Raw genomic sequence first — 17103 nt, 5'->3', positions numbered from 1 at the left:
GCTAGATGGTGCGTGCTCGCTCAATGGCGCGGACGACAGCGGCGGCCTTGTTCTTGCACTCTTCGTGCTCCTTCTCAGGAACAGAGTCGGCGACGATGCCTGCGCCGCTTTGGATGTGGCCCTGATCCCCGTCCATGAAGAGTGTGCGGATGGCGATGCAGCTATCGAAGTTGCCGGAGAAGTCGGCGTAGACGATGGAGCCGCCGTAGACGCCACGACGCGCGGGCTCTAGCTCGTCGATGATCTCCATAGCGCGAATCTTCGGAGCTCCGGAGAGTGTGCCCGCCGGGAAGCAGGATTTGAAGGCGTCGAGCGGCGAGAGGCCTTCGCGCAGCGTGCCTTCGAGGCTCGAGACGAGATGCATGACGTGCGAGTAACGCTCGACGAACATGAGGTCGGTGACCTTCACCGAGCCGTACTCGGAGACACGGCCGACGTCGTTACGACCGAGGTCGACCAGCATGACGTGCTCGGCGACTTCCTTGGCGTCGGCGCGGAGAGAGGCTTCGTGCGCGAGGTCGGAGGATTCATCGGCTCCTCGGGGACGAGTGCCGGCGATGGGGCGGTATTCCACGCGGCCGTTGTGCACGCGGACGAGGAGTTCCGGCGAAGAGCCGACGATATGGCAGAGAGACGAGGGATCAGGACCCACGGCCGAGGGGCCAGAAGACTTCCTACGCTTCGGGCTGGCCGTAGACTCCTGCGCCCTGTCATTCGGAAAGCGCAGGAAGTACATGTAGGGCGAAGGGTTGACGATGCGAAGTGAACGGTAGATCGAGAACGGATCGACGCCGGGGGTGCAGTCAAAGCGCTGCGAGAGGACGCACTGGAAGATGTCTCCGGCGCGGATGTACTCCTTCACCGCATCGACAGACTTCATGAACTGCGCGGGCTTGGTACGGGCGTTGAGCTTTAGCGGCGGCAACGGCTTGCGCGACTTCTTCGGCTTCACGATCTCGGCCGTGGTCAGCGTACGCTCCAGGCGGTCGAGACGGCGAAGAGCATCGGCGTAGCTGGTTTTGTCGATGGGCTTGCGAGCGCCAGCGGTGACCATGAGGTGGATAGCCTTCTTCACGTGGTCGAAGGCAAGCACCTCGTCAAAGAACATGAGGTGTGCGTCCGGTGCGCCGAGTTCGTCCTTGGCGTGCGAGGGCAGGGTCTCAATCTGGCGGACGACATCGTAGGCGAAGAAGCCAACGGCTCCGGCAACAAACGGCGGCAGGCCCGGAAGCTTGGCGAGCGATGTGCTTTCAAGCGCCTGCTTGAGCTCGTCGAAGATATCGCCCTGGAAGACGCGACGCTTGCGGCCTTCGCGGAGGGTCAGCTCTGTACCGCGGGCCGTGATGCGGCGATACGGGCGGATGCCGATGAAGGTGTAGCGGCCAATGCGTTCGCCACCTTCGACCGACTCAAGCAGAAACGCCTCCGGCTCCTCTGCGGCGACGCGCAGGAACGCAGAGACGGGCGTTTCGAGGTCGGCGACCACCGTGCGCGTGACAGGCACGAGCTGGTACTGGCGAGCGAGCGAAGAGAATTCGCGAGAGGACGGGGTAGCGTTCGGGATGGTAGTAGCGGCGCGAGGCATCGCTATCCATGATAGCGATGCCAGCGCCTGTTGGCTTAGTGATCGTGCGGAGGAGGAGGCGGACCGCCGTCGTGGTCGTGGTGCGGCGGAGGTGGCGGCGGGTAACCGTGATCGTGATGACGGTGCGGGCAGCCTGTGAGCACGAGCATCAGCATAGAGCTGAGCGCGGCGGCGGCAAGTGTTTTCTGAATCTTCATACGACTTGTTCTCCCTTGCGTTTCTGATGCAGATTGCGCCGGAAAGGGTGGCACCGGAACTCCCGTGGCAAAGCAACGGAACAGGCGAAGAAACGCACCGCACAGGTGTGCGTATAACGCACAAGGTGCATTGCAGGGTGTTTGTGGCCGGGCGTAGACTCGCTGCCGTTTGGCTCAATAAGAGCCCGGACAGAGGAGATTTCCCTAGCCGCCATGGCGTTTTTCGGCGATGCTGAGTCCAATCCCCTGCTGGCCATGTTTTTTGAGAACGGAAAGGTGTAACCAGACCGATGAAAGAAGAGACGATGGTACCGAAGAAAGCTGCGATGGAAGGCATTACGGGAAGAACGAACCAGGGCACATTGACTCTGGAGCAAGAAACAAACCCCTGGGAAGCGCAGGCGGCCCGCTTTGACGAAGCGGCGCGGCGGCTGAAGCTGGATGAAGGCATCTGGAAGGTACTGCGCCAGCCCACGCGCGAGATCATCGTGCACATTCCGGTCGCGATGGATGATGGCTCGATTGAGGTGTTTACGGGTTACCGTGTGCAGCACTCCATTGCGCGTGGCCCAGGTAAGGGTGGTATTCGCTACGCTCCTGACGTAACGCTGGACGAAGTACGCGCGCTGGCAAGCTGGATGACGTGGAAGTGCGCCGTGGTAAACATTCCCTTCGGCGGAGCGAAGGGTGGAGTGATCTGCAACCCGAAGCAGATGAGCCAGGGCGAGTTGGAGCGCATGACGCGCCGCTATACCGCGGCGCTGATCGAGTTTCTTGGCCCGGAGAAGGACGTTCCCGCTCCGGACATGAATACCAATGAGCAGACAATGGCGTGGATTATGGACACGTACTCGATGCACATGGGACAGACGATTACGAGCGTGGTGACGGGCAAGCCGGTGAACATTGGCGGCTCGCGTGGGCGGCGCGAAGCGACCGGCCGCGGTGTGGCGACGGTGACCGACCAGGCGCTGAAGTACATGGGGATGGAGCCTGCAGAGACGACGGTGATCGTGCAGGGCTTCGGCAATGTCGGCTCGCACTCTGCGCGGCTGCTGTGGGACCGCGGTTACAAGGTGATCGGCATTGGCGAGTATGACGGTGCGCTCTACAACCCGGACGGCATCGACGTGAGCGAGTTGATGGAGTGGAAGGCCAAGCGAGGCGCGATCCACGGCTTCCCTGGTGCGCAGCCCTTCGACCAGCACGAGTTGCTGACGCAGGCTTGCGATGTGCTGATCCCCGCAGCGACGGAGAACGTCATCACGAGCCAGAACGCCGAACGCCTGCAGTGCCGCATCCTGGTAGAGGGAGCGAACGGCCCGACGACGACCGTTGCCGACGAGATTCTTGCCGACAAAGGCGTCTTCATCGTGCCGGACATTCTGGCGAACGCCGGTGGTGTGACGACGAGCTACTTCGAGTGGGTGCAGGACCGCATGGGCTACTTCTGGACCGAGAGCGAAGTGAACCAGCGGCTGGAACGCATCATGATCGACAGCTTCAACGATGTATTGCAGTACGCCGTGCAGCATGGCGTGAATAACCGCATCGCGGCATACATGCTGGCGATTGATCGTGTGGCGTATACGACGAAGCAGCGCGGGATCTACGCGTAAAGGCTAGAGAGCAGGAAAGGCTAGGGAGTAGGAAGTAGGCGGAGGCAGCTAGCCCCCTTCCTACTTCCTACTCCCCTTGTTTTTCCTTATGTTCCTGGCATCTACAGATGCACATGCATCAGCATCAACTGCGTCTTCGGCGCGTACGACGTGTCCACCGGCGTTGCGGTGATCGTGAAATTGTAATCGCCGGGCTTTACGCCGAAGTCGGTGCAGTTGCCTGTGCCGCAGCCCGTGATGACGGTGGAGAGCGAAGCAAGCAAAACCAGAAGGGCGAGACGCTGCAGATGTTTGCGGCGGCGCGTGAAGCAGAGCATCAGCGTCGACAGGCCGAGAATCGGCAGGCCAAGGCGTGAGCCTAGCGAGGAGAAGTACGGCGTGCTGCTGTTGCAGTCATGCGGCGCAGCGGAGCTGAGCAGAAGGTTGGTGGTTCCTCCGCCGGTTGCGATGATGGGGTCGGCGAAGGTGCAGGTGGCCTGTGCGGGCAGCCCGGCGCAACTCAGCTTCACCGCAGAGGTGAAGCCGGTAAGTGCAAGGACCTGCACGCTGGCAACGCCCGTGGAGCCGACGTATACCGGCACGGTAAGCGGGCTGACGATGAGTTGGTACCCGCCGCCAGCGGGTGTGATCGACGAGCTGACGATCTGGTTCAACGTAAGCGAGGTGCTGGCCGCGAGCGTCGTGCTGCCGGCGTACGTGGCGACGATGGGATGCGTACCAAGAGCGAGCGCGGACGTGGTGTAAAGCGCCTTGCCGGTGCTATCGAGCGCAACGTTAGCGAGGGCGGCGCCGTTGTCCGTAAAGGCTACTGAACCTGCCGGGATGGCGGTGATCGCGCCGGTGGTGTCGACCTGCGCGGTGAAGGTGACCGACTGGCCAACGACGGAGGGGTTTGAGCTGGAGAGGATAGTCGTCGCCGTACCCGGCAACGACGTTGTCGGGATGGTGATCGTCTGCACGGCAGAGGCCGAGCAGGAGTTGAGGAAGTTGTAGGTGCTGGAGCTGTTGATGCTCGAAACAAAGCAGGCCGAGATATTGTGCGTGCCGATCGTGAGGCTCGCGAGTTGCAGTGTGGCCTTGCCTGTACCGTCAACGGTTGCAGAGCCAACAGCCGACATGGCTGCGGTTGCAAGCGAGGTATTCGGAGTGTTCGTGATGGAAGCTGCAGTGGGCTGCGCGCTGTCATAGAAGATGACCGTGCCGACTGCGGGAACAGTGGTGATGTCGGTGTTCGCGACCTGAGCGGTAAGGGTGGTGCTCTGGCCAACAACAGCCGTGGATGCACCGAGCGCAGAGGTTGTCGTGGTGTGGTCGGGCTCTACGACGACCGGGTAAGAACTGGAGAGCGACGACAGGTAATCCGTGTCTCCGGTGTAAGCGAGCTGCATGTAGTGCGTCCCGGCGTTGAAGCCCAGGAAGGCCGCGTCGGGGCAGTTACCGCGCGGGCCGCTGAGCGCAACGCCGCGGGTTCCGGTGCAGACGGTGTTCCCGTCGATCGTGACGTAGAAAGGACCAGAGTCTGCGGCGTTGCCGGGGAGGTATCCGGGCGCGGCAACGAGAACGTTGAGTTGCGCGTCGACGCCGTTGTTATAACCGATCTCTTCGCCGTAGTGAATGTCCTGATCAAGCTGCGTGATGGAGGACGCGGTTGGGTCGGGCAGGATGGTGATGGTCTTGGTGGAGGTCGCGCCGATGTAGTTGGTATCGGTCGGCGTGAAGGTAGCCGTGATGGTGACTGGGCTATTTACGACGTGCTCAATGGTGCCTGCAACCGGCGAGTAGGTGAACGTACCCGCGACGCTCGAGGTTGCGTTCAGCACGGTGGAGTCGAGCGGATGGCCATAGTACAGCGAGGCCGCCGGAGTCCAGGTGATGGAGGATTGCCCCTGGATGAGAACCGAGTCCGTGGTTGTGGGAGCGACGAAGTTGGAGAGGTTGAAGAGCGAGAACTCGAGGAACTTCTCCTGCGCCGTCATGGTGCTGGAGGAAGAGCACTCATTCGGGAAGGTGATGTTCTTGTTGTAGCTGCCGGAAGCTGGTTCTTCGACGTGGTAGTCGTTGAAGAGAACGCGTCCGCACTGCGAAACGTTAAAGATATTGCCGCCAGAGAGTGCCGCGACAAGGATGTTTGTGTTGCCGACGGCGGCGGTTGAAGCGACGTCCAGCGTTACGGTGACGGAGTCGGCACTTCCTGCGGCCAGCGCAGTCAGGCGGCTGCAGCTAAGAGTAGAGACGTTGCAGACCCAGCCGGAGGAGGCACCAGCCGTTGGCGTGATTGCCGTAACGTTGATGCCTGCAGCGGCCGTAAGAGTGAGCGTCAACGTGGCATCTGCGTTGCCGCTTCCGGTGTTTGCCACATTCAAGAGCACGCTATTCGCTGTCGAACCCAACGCCATTGTCGTTGGCGTGTTGGTAAACGTCGTAGACAGGGTTGGAGAGGTGGTTGACCCCACCGGCGTATCAAACGTGAACTGCATGATGGCGCCGTTGTTCGTACCAACTCTTGTATCGTTCAATGTTGCCCAGACCTGGGTAGGAGCATTGACCGATGTCACGTTCTTCTTCAGATCGTAGATCGAGATCTGGCCGAGCGTAGTGGAGGCACCCACGTAATACAGCCAATTGGCGAGAACCGTTCCGACAGGGTTCGAGGTGGTATCGATACTTGCCGTGTAGTACACCAGCGGAGTGGAATTGCTGCTGATGGTTGTATTGGTCCAGCCAGTTGCGACGCTCTGAAACGTGTCGGCCTGGTCGAGCCAGATGTAGCCGTAATGGGTAGCGAAAACGCGACCGCCGCTGTTGGCATAATTTAAGAAATTCAGGCGATTGGCTGCGGTCGTTTCTGTTGTGTCAGAACTGGTGCCCTGGCAAGGCATCATGAGCATGTCATACCCGTCCAGCGTGGAAGCCGTCGACATAAGCGTGCTTTCACTGGGCGTAGCGGAGCTGATGCGAGCTCCAGCACCTGTGCTCGTCCCAGAGCCGGTGCCCTGGTAAAAATTGATGCGCCCGTTGCCGGTGGGATCCGTGAACATGCTGTCATCGACACCAACGTGGCGCAGCACGCACTCGGCAGCATCAACAGCGCCCGTGATGACAGCGATCTTTGGGATGTTGCCGTCGGCGCTGGTCGAAGGCATCACCGCTTTGATCCCGGTAGTGGTCTGGCAGGCGGTGACGTTCAACGAGTACGAACGACGCCACTTGCCGGCCTGGATCACCAGCGTCTGCGCTCCGGCGAGGTTCGCGTTCGTCAACGTGAAGTTGCCGTAGGCGTCCGTCGTCGTACTAACGACCAGCGTGGATGGCACGAGGCTCGTCGTGGCAGAACAGCCGTTTACGGTGTCGACTCCGTCGGTGAGCGTGGGCAGCGTCGTGCCGGGCGTGGGCACGTAGACCAGCACGTTCGGCAGAGGGTCAACGCCGTTGGGCGTGTAGACCGTGCCGGAGATGGTCGTGGTGGTCGATCCTGTGCAGGTTTGAGCGAGCGCAGGAACAGCAGCAGACATAATTGCCAGAGACAGAACGGCAAGAGACCGACGGAGCAGGGTGCGGAGACGAGGGGCGCAGGGCATCTGAGTTTTCAAAGGTGAGCCAGAGTAGGATACGGGCGGGTTCGTACCATGTAAAGACGGGAGTTTCGTCCGCGCGAGTACAGCCGGCAAAGATTCCGCTCTGCCTACTGTGGCAGAATGGCTGTACTTCCACACGCGCGCTCCGGTGTGTGGAACTCACGCATTGTGAATCTGCCGAACTCCATTACGCTGACCCGTATCGCAGCCGTGCCCGTACTGATCTGGGTGCTGAGCTCGAAGTTTCCGCTGCACCATGTGGGCGGCGAGCAGGAGTTTATTGCCGCCGGGTTATTCATCCTTGCCTCCATCACAGACGGTGTGGACGGCTACCTGGCACGAAAACGCGGACAGATTACGACGCTCGGTATGTTGCTGGATCCTCTGGCGGACAAGCTGATGGTCACCGCAGCGTTCATCATCCTGGTGGCCTACAACCCGCGCGTGATGGTGCCATGGATCGCCGTGCTGGTAATCGGACGAGAGTTCCTGGTAACCGGCTTGCGGTCGATCGCCGCGAGCGAAGGTTTCACCATCGACGCCAGCGAAGTCGGCAAGCTGAAGACAGTGATTCAGATTGTGGCGGTTGTGGCCGCCATCCTGAACCACCGCTGGGATACCTGGAACTGGTGGGGCTTCCCGATCGGCGTTCACCTGATCGCCGTGACCGCGACGTATTGGATGGCGTTCGTCTCGATGCTCTCGGCCGTGGACTACTTCGTCGCCTTCTGGAAGAAGGTCGACCACGCGAGCGATACGCGTCGCAAGCGCAGGCCCAAGCTGCTTAGCCGGAAGAAGAAGGCAGATAGTAGAGCGTAGACAGTAGAGTGTGGACAGTGGACAGTAGAAAACCTGCTGGGAAGATTCTGTTATGCCAACGACAAGAAAAAGCGCCCCGACGGGGCGCTTTTCTATTTCTTCGCGACTTGAGAAAGCGCTCGTAGAGGTCAGCTTCTTCCACGTGCCTCGCTCTAATGTCTACTGTCTACGCTCTACTGTCTGCCGCTACGCCTGGGCGCGCGAGTCCTTCTGGACAAAGTGGTACGGCGGCCACGGGCCGGAGAGCTGCATGGCGCAGTCCTTCAACTCGCGGGTCGCGGTGGAGTACTTGTTCTGGTAGCGCTCGACGGTGTTCTTGTCGACGAGATGAGCGATGTCGATGAGCATTTTGCCCGACTCCATGCGCTTGCAGGTGATCTCTTCCTCAATGGGCAGGAACATGCGGTTCATCTGCAACGAAAGAGCGCGGGCGCGGGATTGACGTTCACGCTGATGGGTCGCCGACTCACGCAGATGAGCCAGATACTCCTGACCTGCGGCGTGAATGCCAGGCGCCATTCCACGGGACTCCGGCGAGACGTCGTCGACGAGCACCTTGAGGTGCATCTCGGCCTTGCCGCGCAGACGCTCTACGTTTGCCAGAAAGTGACGCTGATTCGAGCGCACAGAACGGCGCAGAGCATCGTCATCCTCAAAGGTTGTGCCGAAGCGGAAGGGCAGCACGGTGCTGCGGCCAAAGGCACCGGAGATGACGCGGGCATGTTCGCGGGCGGCGTTTGCGGCCTCAATGCCGGTCAGTCTGGCGGTGTCCTCCGGAAGATGTTCGCTCACAATGACGGTGAGGTCTGCGGCTGGGAAGAGGAAGGTCTGGTTTCCGAAAAGTCCTGTCACTCCGGTCAGCGGCATCGGTCGGCGGTGACGTGCAAGTTCGTGAAACGCGTTACGTTCAGCAATGCAGTAGGCATACCACGCCATGGTGTCGAATCGCTCCTGATTTCTACCGCCGCTGGGTACATCGCCCATGCGGACAAATAATGAAAAACATTGCTACTTCTGGCCCCGCACGACAAATCTGTGAGCGGTCGAACAAAAAAATGAATCGCACCAGGACACAGTGCAAAACCCTATTGCGAGCCAGATACTATGCCCGTCGCAGAACGATTTGCAAGTGCGATTTTCGAAGCGCAAGAAGCGGTCTAACAGGTTGTCCCGAAATGAAATACCGATGAAACGTTCCAAGGCTCCTGAAGGCGGCTGCTACACTGGACGGACGTTGAAGTGCGGCCGCCGCGGAGCTTTCCGTGAAGCGTGCTTCGGACGAAGACTTCTGCAGTACGACGATTGAGAGCTACAGAAATAGTGGACATTCAGAACACATCCCTTCCCCTGACGACCTCCAACCGCAATGCACTGATCGGCCTGTTCGTCGGCGTGGTCGTTCTCTTGATCGTGGTCGCTAGTGGATACACGATCTATCAGCACCGCACGAGCTCTGCTGAAACCGCCTTTGGCGAAGCGATGCAGACGTATCAGACGCCGTTGGTGCAGGCTGGTCAGCCGGTGCCTCCGGGCGTCAAGACCTTCCCGGACGCGAAGACCCGCGCGGCAGAAGCAGCAAAGCAGTTTGCCTCTGTTGCCGACCAGTACGGCATGACGCAGCCGGGCCGTCTGGCTCGCTACTTCCAGGGTCTTACGTTGATCGAGCAGGGACAGAACGCTTCTGCAGAGACGACGCTGAAGGACGTGGCAGGAAGCTGGAACGGCAATGTATCTGCGCTGGCCAAGCTCGCACTCGCACAGCTTTATCAGCAGACGGGCCGCGATCCCGAAGCTGTGACCCTGTATCAGGAGCTCGGCAAGGGCAAGGCCGCAACGGTTCCCCCGGGACTGGCGCAGATTCAACTCGCCGCTCTGTATGAGTCTGAAGGCAAGAGCGCTGAGGCCAAGAAGATCTATGCTCAGGTGAAGGATTCGGACAAGGATGCCAAGGGCAACCCCGGACCAGCTGGCCAGGTAGCGACGCAGAAGCTCGCTCCGCAGAAGTAGTCTGACAAGTCACTGAAGCAGAAGGGCCGCCCAGCTGGGCGGCCCTTCTGCTTTGCCGGGTAGGCAAACTTTCGTACCGCGAAAGTTTTGTAAAAGCTGCGAATAGCTGTAGCTTTTTCCCCTCTGACGGAGTCTACTCAGCAGTACCAAATTGCGACGTGGCCGCCCTGGACACCGATCGCTTCAGTAAGCTTACGCACCTCCAGCCCGCGCAACACACCGCAAGCGTGAGGGCCCATGAAACAGAGAATCCTTGTCGTCGATGACGATCGTCTTGTTGCCGATACGCTGAGCCAGATTTACGAGGTCAACGGCTTCGACAGCGTGGCTTGTTACTCCGCAAGAGAAGGTCTTGAGGCTGCGCGCAAACACCGGCCTGCTCTGGTGGTTTGCGATGTCACGATGCCTGAAGAGAGTGGGCTGGTGCTGGCCGAGCGCTTGAACAACGAGATGCCGCTCTGCCAGGTGCTGATGTTTACGGCCTTTGCGTCGAACGTCTCGCAGGTCCATCTGCAATCGCTGCGGTTGAAGCGCGAGCTGAGACTGCTCGCGAAGCCCTGCCCTCCTGCAGAGCTTCTGCGCGAGACGTATGACATGCTGCAGCGCAAGAGCGCCTGAACGGGCTTTCCGCACGGGCAGCGCGCGTACACTGGAACGCGATGGCCGGGGATTCTAACGACAACGAGAAAGTACCGACACTGGCGGAGTTACGCGCTGGCGGTCGCGGGTCGCGACGTGCCCGTGTCGCTGCGCCCGTGGCCTCTCCGGAAGCCAGCGGATGGCTGTTTTCATCGGAGCCTGCGGCTGAGTCTGTAGCAACACCCACAGGCAAAGCTCCTGCTCCAACACCACGAGCGACAACGCAAGTAGACGCGCCTCCTCCGGCTGCGCGGGGTCGCGAAGTCGCGCCTGCAGCGGTTGAGCCAGCGGTGCTTTCGGTCAGCGAGCTAGTGCGCCGCGTTCGAGGTGTCGTCGAGCGGCAGTGGGGTGCTGTGACGGTGGAGGGAGAGATCTCCAACTGGCGCCCGGCAGGCAGCGGTCACTGCTACTTCACGCTGAAGGACGGCGGGGCACAGTTGCAGATCGTGATGTTCCGCCGCGAGGCGCAGCATCTTCGCTTTGCCCCGAAGGATGGCGATGCGGTTCGCGTGACCGGCATGCTGAGCCTCTACGAAGCGCGCGGCCAGATGCAGATGGTTGCCCAGCGCATGGAGCAGGTCGGGCTGGGAGCCATGCTGGAGGCCGTGCGGCAGCTGAAGGAGAAGCTGCGCCGCGAAGGACTGTTTGATCGCCATCGCCCGCTGCCCGCGTTTCCGAAGTGTATCGGCATCGTCACGAGCCTGCAGGGTGCGGCCCTGCGCGACATTGTGAAGGTCTGTCGCCGACGCCATGCGGGCGTAAACCTGTTGATCTATCCGGCTGCAGTACAGGGGCCGAACTGTGCGCGAGAGGTTGCCGCAGGTGTGCGCTGGTTCTCGCGGCACCCGGAGCAGGTGGACGTAGTGCTGGTGGCTCGCGGCGGCGGTAGCTGGGAAGATCTGCACGGCTTCGATGCCGAAGAGATTGCGCGGGCGATTGCGGAGTGCGCAGTGCCGGTCATCACGGGCATCGGCCACGCACCGGATTCGGTGATTGCGGATGCGGCTGCAGACGTTTGCGCGCCGACGCCTTCCGCAGCAGCGGAGTTGCTGACTGCCGCGCAGCACAGGATCGAAGAGCGCGTTGAGCGGCTGGCCGCGAGGCTGGAACGCGCCGGACGCTATGAGTTGCTGCGAGCACGGCAGCGTTTTGCGCGACTCAGTGCGGACAACATTCTGCGCGGGGCCAAGGATGGGCTGTATCGCCGGGCGCAACGTGTCGATGAGCTGGAGTATCGCGCGGAGAACGCTGCAGAGCGGCTTTTGCGGATGCGGCAGAGGAGCGTCGACCAACTGCAAGCGCGGCTGCAGCAGCGTCATCCAGCGCTGGTGGTTGCGGAGGATCGTCGTCACTTTGAGGAGATGCGTGGCAGGCTTGAGCGGCTGCGTACTGCAATGATTGATGGACGCGAGGCGAAGCTGGACCGTGCGACGCTGCGGCTGGAGGCGTTGAGCCCGTTGAAGGTGCTCGACCGCGGCTACTCGCTGGTGTACACGAACGAAGGCTCGCTGGTGCGATCGGCTGCGCAGTTGCACTCAGGCCAGGGGATTGTGGCGCGCTTCCGCGAAGGCAAGGTGCGGGCGCGTGTGGAGTATTCGGAGTAAAGAGCGTAGGCAGTAAAACGTAAGAGGGATGATGCGGAAGTATTTTGGGACGGACGGAATTCGGGCTGTGGCGGGCGAGGCTCCGCTGGATAAGCGCACGGTCTATGCCGTGGGCGTGGCGCTGGCGCGGAAGTTTGGCGCAGACTCGCATGTTGTGATGGGCATGGACACGCGCGAGTCCGGCGAGTGGATCGCCGCAACGCTGAGCGCAGGGCTACGCGCCGGTGGTGCGGATGTTGAGTTTGCCGGCGTGATTACAACGCCTGCGGTGGCTTTCCTGGCGCGCAAGCACGGCTATGCGGCGGGAATCGTGATCTCCGCCTCGCATAACCCGTGGCAGGACAACGGCATCAAGGTCTTCGGCGGCAATGGCTACAAGCTGGCCGATGCGGTTGAGCTGGAGATTGAAGCCGAGATGGAGCGCGTGCTCGCCGAGGGTGTGGAAGCCACGGAAGCGGACGCGTTGCCGGAAGCCAACGAGGCTTTCCGCCGCGAGTACATCGACTTTCTGTTGACTGCAGTGCCGGGCATTTCGCTCGACAACCACAATGTGGTAATCGACTGCGCGAACGGCGCGGCGAGCGCTGTGGCTCCGCAGTTGTTTGCCGAGTTGCGCGGCACGGTAGAAGTCACCCACGCTTCGCCGGACGGCCGCAACATCAACGAGAACTGTGGCGCGACGAAGCCGCATGTTGTGGCGGCGGAAGTGACTGCGCGTGGAGCGTCGATGGGCTTCACCTTCGATGGCGATGCTGACCGCGCGATGTTTGCGGACGAGCACGGCAACGTCGTGAACGGCGATGCCGTGATGCTGGTCTGCGCACGTGATCTGAAGGCTCGCGGGCTGCTGGCCAAGGACACGGTCGTGGCGACGACGATGTCGAACATGGGGTTGGAAGCTGCGTTCAAACGCTCGGGCATCTCGATGCTGCGGGCCCCGGTGGGTGACAAGTACGTGCTCGAGGAGATGCAGAAGACGGGCGCGTCGCTTGGTGGAGAACAGTCCGGCCACATTCTCTTCCCTGCCCTGGCGACGACGGGCGATGGCTTGATGACGGCGCTGATGGTGCTCGATGTCGTGCACCGCTCGGGCAAGACGCTGGGTGAGTTGATCGCCGATCTGAAGAACTTTCCGCAGGTGATTGTGAACGTGAAGGTACGCGAGAAGAAGCCGCTCGAAGGCTTCCCGAAGATCGCCGCCGCCATCCTCGCAGCAGAAGAGGAGCTGCGCGACTCCGGCCGCGTGGTGATTCGTTACTCGGGCACGGAAGCGCTGGCACGCGTGATGATCGAGGCCGAGAGCGAAGAGGCGATGCAGCGTCACTCAAAGGCGATTGCGGATGAGATTCGCGCGGAGCTTGGGGTCTAAGGGTTTCGGCTAAGGTCGCGTGGCTGAGCGACGAGATCTGCGGTCGTTAGAAGCACGGGTGGTGAAAAGCGGCGGCACCGAATGGTGTCGCCGCCTTTCCTTTATGGAGCGAAGGTGCCGGAGATAAAACGCCTTGACGCGGAAGGCGGCTGGCGGCTGGCGGCTGGGTTAGGACACGGCCTGCGAGAAGACGCGGAGGAAGTTGCCGCCGCCGATCTTGGCAATCTCGTCCGGGGTAAAGCCTGTCTTGAGCATCGCATCGACGACCGTGTAGTAGAAGCCGGTGGTTTCGCCTTCCCATGCCTCGTTCGTGCGCTCACCGACGCGAGCGTGCTGCTGGCCGGGGCGGAAACCATTGCCTTCGGGACCGCCTTGTGGCGGCGGCCCCTCGTGATGCTGTCCCCCTGGGCCGCCACCCGGAGGCGGCCCGAAACCACGAGGCGCGGGCTGGGTGAGCTTGGTGTCGGTGCCGATGCAGACGTGGTCTACGCCGATGACGTCGGCCATGGCGCGAAGGTTCTGCGCGTACGCGAGCGGTGTGTCGGCGAGATGCGTCCAGACGCCTACAAGGCCGCCGTGATCCGCCATCAGCCTTGCCTGAGCCTTGCTGATCAGGCGTGGTCGCATCATCTGCGCCATGCGGGGGTTCTCGCCGAGGCGCCAGTCAGGGCCGGTGTGGGAGATGACCGCCGGACGTGTCGAGGCTTTCAGCGCCATCTCCGTGGTCTGCGTGTTGGCGTGGGCGAGATCGACAAGAATGCCGAGACGGTTGCAGCGCTTGACCACCTCCGCACCGAAGGTGGTGAGGCCGCCGAAGCGCGGAGGATTGGTGTAGACGTCGCCGAGCGGGGTGCTGGCATCGCTGTCGTGCAGCAGGCCGAGGACGCGCAGGCCGCGACTGTAAGCCTCCTCCACGCGCTCGACATGGCCTTCGAGGAAGTGCGAGCCTTCAAGCGCCTGGATGACGATGGGATGGCCATGCTCATGGGCGGCGCGAACGTCCTTCGCGCTGAGCGCGCGCTTCATGTGGTTGAGTTCGAGCGCGCGGTCCATGGAGGTGAGACCGTTCTTGAAGCATTGATAGGGGTCGCCGGGCTGATAGTCCGTGGCGAAGGTCATGCAGATAGCAGCGAGACCGGAGCGCTTCAACTCGCCGCTCAGGTCGATGGCAGGGCCGGGCATTTCGGCAGACGTCAGCGGGACATCAATGTGGTTGTGCGTATCGATGCCGAAGGTCTTGCGGACGATCTCAGCGGTGCGCGAGTCGGCGTTTTCTGCAAACAGACAGTGGGCAGGAAAGACAGAAACGCTCGAAGCGAGAGCAGCATTGCGGAGAAAGCGGCGGCGCGAGTGGGTTATCGAACTCATTGCTAGAGAGGACGGGAGTTCGCGCGGGTTGGTTTCCGAAGAGTGAAAGTTTCTGCGTGCCTATCGTGCGTCACGCAAAAAAGAAAATACCACGACACAACGGTCGCGACGTTTCGCCACGCGTCTCGCAGTAACACTTGCGCAGAAGAATGGCCTTTCGCAGGAAGTTCTGCGAAAGGCCGGATAAAAAGTAGCGTCAGGCGGATACGGTTTCGTGCGCCTCATCGTCGATGATGATCTGATCCGTGCTGGCGACGGACGACGCCAGCGGGAAGTAGGCGTTGCTGACATACTGGCCGAGCATCCGATGCGTATTGAAGAAGGTGCCGTTCATCGCGATGCAGTGCTGGCGCAGGCGGGCGAGCGCTTTCTTGTCCTGCCAGAGCGGAATGACCGCCTCCTCCAGTTTGCTGTAGAGGTTCTGCGCCTCGTTAGAGTCGTCGGTGGCGTCATTCACGGCCCAGCCGGTAACGCCTTCCGCACAGCCTTCGATCCACCAGCCGTCGAGCACAGAGAGCGAAGGCACACCGTTCAGCGCGGCCTTCATGCCGCTTGTGCCAGAGGCCTCGTAGGGCCGCATCGGCGTGTTCAGCCAGATGTCCACGCCGCCGGTAAGCTGTTCGCCCAGGTCCCAGTCGTAGTTCTCGAGATAAATGATCGTCAGCTTGGAGTTATTGAGTTTCTTCGCCGCGGTGAAGACATCGCGAATCAACTGCTTGCCGCCGCCGTCCGCAGGGTGAGCCTTGCCGGCGTAGAGAACCTGCAGGCCGCCCAGCTTCTGCGCCAGCGCCTCAAGACGATCGGGGTCCTGGAAGAGCAGGTGTGCGCGCTTGTACGTGGCCACGCGGCGAGCGAAGCCGAGCGTGAGCACCATGGGGTCGAGCGAGAGGCCGGTACGCTGCTTCACGGTGTCGAAGAGGCGCTGCTTGCCGATCTCGTGCGTCGCATTAATCACCGTCGGCTCAATGCCGTAGACCGAGCGCAGGTACTCGTTGTCATGCCTCCACTCGGGGATCTCCTTGTCGAAGAGCTGAGTAAACGGCTTGGAGAGCCACGTTGCGGCATGAACGCCGTTGGTAATCGCATGCACGTTGTACTCGGGGAACATCTGCTGCGAGACCTTGCCGTGCTGCATGGCGACGCCGTTGACGTAGCGCGAGAAGCGCAGCGCCAGATACGTCATGTTCAACATTCCGTTGTGCAGCGCGCCGAAGCGGTCGATGACGGAGAGCCGATCATGCCCGAGGATCTGCCCTGCCTGATCGAGCGAAAAGTGGTCGTGGCCTGCGGGCACGGGCGTGTGCGTGGTGAAGACGCACATCTGGCGCACGGCCTCGGCGTCGGCGTCCGTGGCGGTATGCAGCGGGCCGCCAGCGATGCGGTCCTCCAGCAGCGCAATCGTCAGCAATGAGGCGTGGCCTTCGTTCATGTGGCAGACGGTGGGCTGCATCCCCAGCGCATGCAGCAGATGCAGACCTGCGAGGCCGAGAATGCCCTCCTGGCAGAGCCGGTAGTAGGTGTCGCCGCCGTAGAGCTTGTCGGTGAGGTGACGGTCCCAGTCGGCGTTGCCGTCGACATCGGTGTCGAGCAGGAAGACGGGGATAATGTGGCCGGTGCAGCCGACGACATCGTAGCGCCACGCGCGGACGGTCAGTTCCCGGCCCTGAAGCTGGATGGTGATCTGGTGCTCGGCGGCGGGGAGATTTTCAGGCTGCCAGACGACATCAGACTCCGTCTGCTGGCCGTCGAGGTCGAGGTGCTGCTGGAAGTAGCCGCGACGGTGGCAGAGCGAGACCGCAACCATGGGCGCGCCGGTGTCGGCAGCAGAGCGCAAGGTGTCTCCTGCGAGCATTCCCAGACCACCGGAGTAGGTCGGCAGCGCCTTGTCGAGGGCGATCTCCATGCTGAAGTAGGCGACGTTGCGTTCAGAAAGCGAAAACGGCAGGTGCTTGGGCTGTGTGGGAAGGGTCATGCGGAAGGAATGGTCCTCTCTGGGCTGGGCTGTGGCCTTCGTTGGGCTGTGGCCTTCGGTGCTGGCAGCAAACAGGTTCCGGGGAGCGAAAAGGATTGGGCTCGGCGGCGGCTTTCTGCTTAGGATGCTCCCAAAAGCCCCGAAGCCGCCAAAAATCTCAGGCGAAAAGCTATCTTTTGATAGCCGTGTCGCTTTTTGTCAGGACAATACCCTCCCGCTTCCAATGCACACCCGCAGAGAGGCTGAAGCGAGTGGCGGGACGATACAATCTGCCGAGATGGTTGAAAAGCACCGCCAAGTCGAGCCAAAGGACAAATCCGAAGAGGATTTCGATCCGGAAGCGCAACCT

12 protein-coding genes are annotated in these 17103 nt (G+C 61.5%); 6 read left to right on the top strand and 6 right to left on the bottom strand.

The window, feature by feature from the left end:
- Position 1 precedes the first annotated feature (1 nt).
- The gene (trpE, locus tag PW792_01450; protein ID MDE1160592.1) at positions 2-1585 is read right to left on the bottom strand and encodes an anthranilate synthase component I; all 1584 of its coding nucleotides are present in this window, start codon (positions 1583-1585) and stop codon (positions 2-4) included.
- A gap of 35 nt (positions 1586-1620) precedes the next feature.
- Complete coding sequence (locus tag PW792_01445; protein ID MDE1160591.1) at positions 1621-1782, bottom strand: hypothetical protein; 162 nt, start codon at positions 1780-1782, stop codon at positions 1621-1623.
- A gap of 305 nt (positions 1783-2087) precedes the next feature.
- On the opposite strand from PW792_01445, the gene PW792_01440 reads away from it, so the two are divergent.
- Positions 2088-3401 (top strand): Glu/Leu/Phe/Val dehydrogenase, encoded by a 1314-nt coding sequence (locus tag PW792_01440; protein ID MDE1160590.1) that lies wholly within the window; start codon positions 2088-2090, stop codon positions 3399-3401.
- 101 nt (positions 3402-3502) lie between these two features.
- On the opposite strand, the gene PW792_01435 is transcribed toward PW792_01440, so the two are convergent.
- On the bottom strand, positions 3503-6913 hold the full coding sequence (locus tag PW792_01435) for an Ig-like domain-containing protein (protein ID MDE1160589.1): 3411 nt from the start codon (positions 6911-6913) through the stop codon (positions 3503-3505).
- 231 nt (positions 6914-7144) lie between these two features.
- On the opposite strand from PW792_01435, the gene pgsA reads away from it, so the two are divergent.
- On the top strand, positions 7145-7795 hold the full coding sequence (gene pgsA, locus PW792_01430) for a CDP-diacylglycerol--glycerol-3-phosphate 3-phosphatidyltransferase (protein ID MDE1160588.1): 651 nt from the start codon (positions 7145-7147) through the stop codon (positions 7793-7795).
- A gap of 186 nt (positions 7796-7981) precedes the next feature.
- On the opposite strand, the gene PW792_01425 is transcribed toward pgsA, so the two are convergent.
- The gene (locus PW792_01425) at positions 7982-8731 is read right to left on the bottom strand and encodes a GvpL/GvpF family gas vesicle protein (protein MDE1160587.1); all 750 of its coding nucleotides are present in this window, start codon (positions 8729-8731) and stop codon (positions 7982-7984) included.
- A 384-nt stretch (positions 8732-9115) separates the two neighbouring features.
- On the opposite strand from PW792_01425, the gene PW792_01420 reads away from it, so the two are divergent.
- The 4 genes from PW792_01420 to glmM all read left to right on the top strand — a co-directional run bounded on the left by PW792_01420 (position 9116) and on the right by glmM (position 13414).
- The gene (locus PW792_01420) at positions 9116-9802 is read left to right on the top strand and encodes a tetratricopeptide repeat protein (GenBank protein ID MDE1160586.1); all 687 of its coding nucleotides are present in this window, start codon (positions 9116-9118) and stop codon (positions 9800-9802) included.
- 237 nt (positions 9803-10039) lie between these two features.
- Positions 10040-10420: a response regulator gene (locus PW792_01415; protein MDE1160585.1), complete on the top strand. Its 381-nt coding sequence runs from the start codon at positions 10040-10042 to the stop codon at positions 10418-10420.
- Between the two features lie 41 nt (positions 10421-10461).
- Positions 10462-12045, top strand: a complete 1584-nt coding sequence (xseA, locus tag PW792_01410) for an exodeoxyribonuclease VII large subunit (protein ID MDE1160584.1) — start codon at positions 10462-10464, stop codon at positions 12043-12045.
- Positions 12046-12076: 31 nt separating this feature from the next.
- Positions 12077-13414: a phosphoglucosamine mutase gene (glmM, locus tag PW792_01405; GenBank protein MDE1160583.1), complete on the top strand. Its 1338-nt coding sequence runs from the start codon at positions 12077-12079 to the stop codon at positions 13412-13414.
- Positions 13415-13582: 168 nt separating this feature from the next.
- Here the strand turns inward: glmM and PW792_01400 are convergent, their stop codons facing one another.
- Positions 13583-14782, bottom strand: a complete 1200-nt coding sequence (locus PW792_01400) for a membrane dipeptidase (GenBank protein MDE1160582.1) — start codon at positions 14780-14782, stop codon at positions 13583-13585.
- A 196-nt stretch (positions 14783-14978) separates the two neighbouring features.
- Positions 14979-16754, bottom strand: a complete 1776-nt coding sequence (glgP, locus tag PW792_01395) for an alpha-glucan family phosphorylase (GenBank protein MDE1160581.1) — start codon at positions 16752-16754, stop codon at positions 14979-14981.
- Between the last annotated feature and the right edge of the window lie 349 nt (positions 16755-17103).

It is taken from the genome of Acidobacteriaceae bacterium (assembly GCA_028283655.1).
Taxonomy (GTDB): Bacteria; Acidobacteriota; Terriglobia; order Terriglobales; family Acidobacteriaceae; genus Granulicella.
The sequence above is the reverse complement of the archived record's forward strand: the minus strand, read 5'-3'. Positions and strand labels throughout refer to the sequence as shown.

What these genes read in the sequence shown, in the direction of transcription:
- trpE (MDE1160592.1), bottom strand. Translation starts at nt 1,585, where the DNA reads ATGCCTCGCGCCGCTACTACCATCCCGAACGCTACCCCGTCCTCTCGC.
- PW792_01445 (MDE1160591.1), bottom strand. Translation starts at nt 1,782, where the DNA reads ATGAAGATTCAGAAAACACTTGCCGCCGCCGCGCTCAGCTCTATGCTG.
- PW792_01440 (MDE1160590.1), top strand. Translation starts at nt 2,088, where the DNA reads ATGGTACCGAAGAAAGCTGCGATGGAAGGCATTACGGGAAGAACGAAC.
- PW792_01435 (MDE1160589.1), bottom strand. Translation starts at nt 6,913, where the DNA reads ATGTCTGCTGCTGTTCCTGCGCTCGCTCAAACCTGCACAGGATCGACC.
- PW792_01425 (MDE1160587.1), bottom strand. Translation starts at nt 8,731, where the DNA reads ATGGCGTGGTATGCCTACTGCATTGCTGAACGTAACGCGTTTCACGAA.
- PW792_01415 (MDE1160585.1), top strand. Translation starts at nt 10,040, where the DNA reads ATGAAACAGAGAATCCTTGTCGTCGATGACGATCGTCTTGTTGCCGAT.
- xseA (MDE1160584.1), top strand. Translation starts at nt 10,462, where the DNA reads ATGGCCGGGGATTCTAACGACAACGAGAAAGTACCGACACTGGCGGAG.
- glmM (MDE1160583.1), top strand. Translation starts at nt 12,077, where the DNA reads ATGCGGAAGTATTTTGGGACGGACGGAATTCGGGCTGTGGCGGGCGAG.
- PW792_01400 (MDE1160582.1), bottom strand. Translation starts at nt 14,782, where the DNA reads ATGAGTTCGATAACCCACTCGCGCCGCCGCTTTCTCCGCAATGCTGCT.
- glgP (MDE1160581.1), bottom strand. Translation starts at nt 16,754, where the DNA reads ATGACCCTTCCCACACAGCCCAAGCACCTGCCGTTTTCGCTTTCTGAA.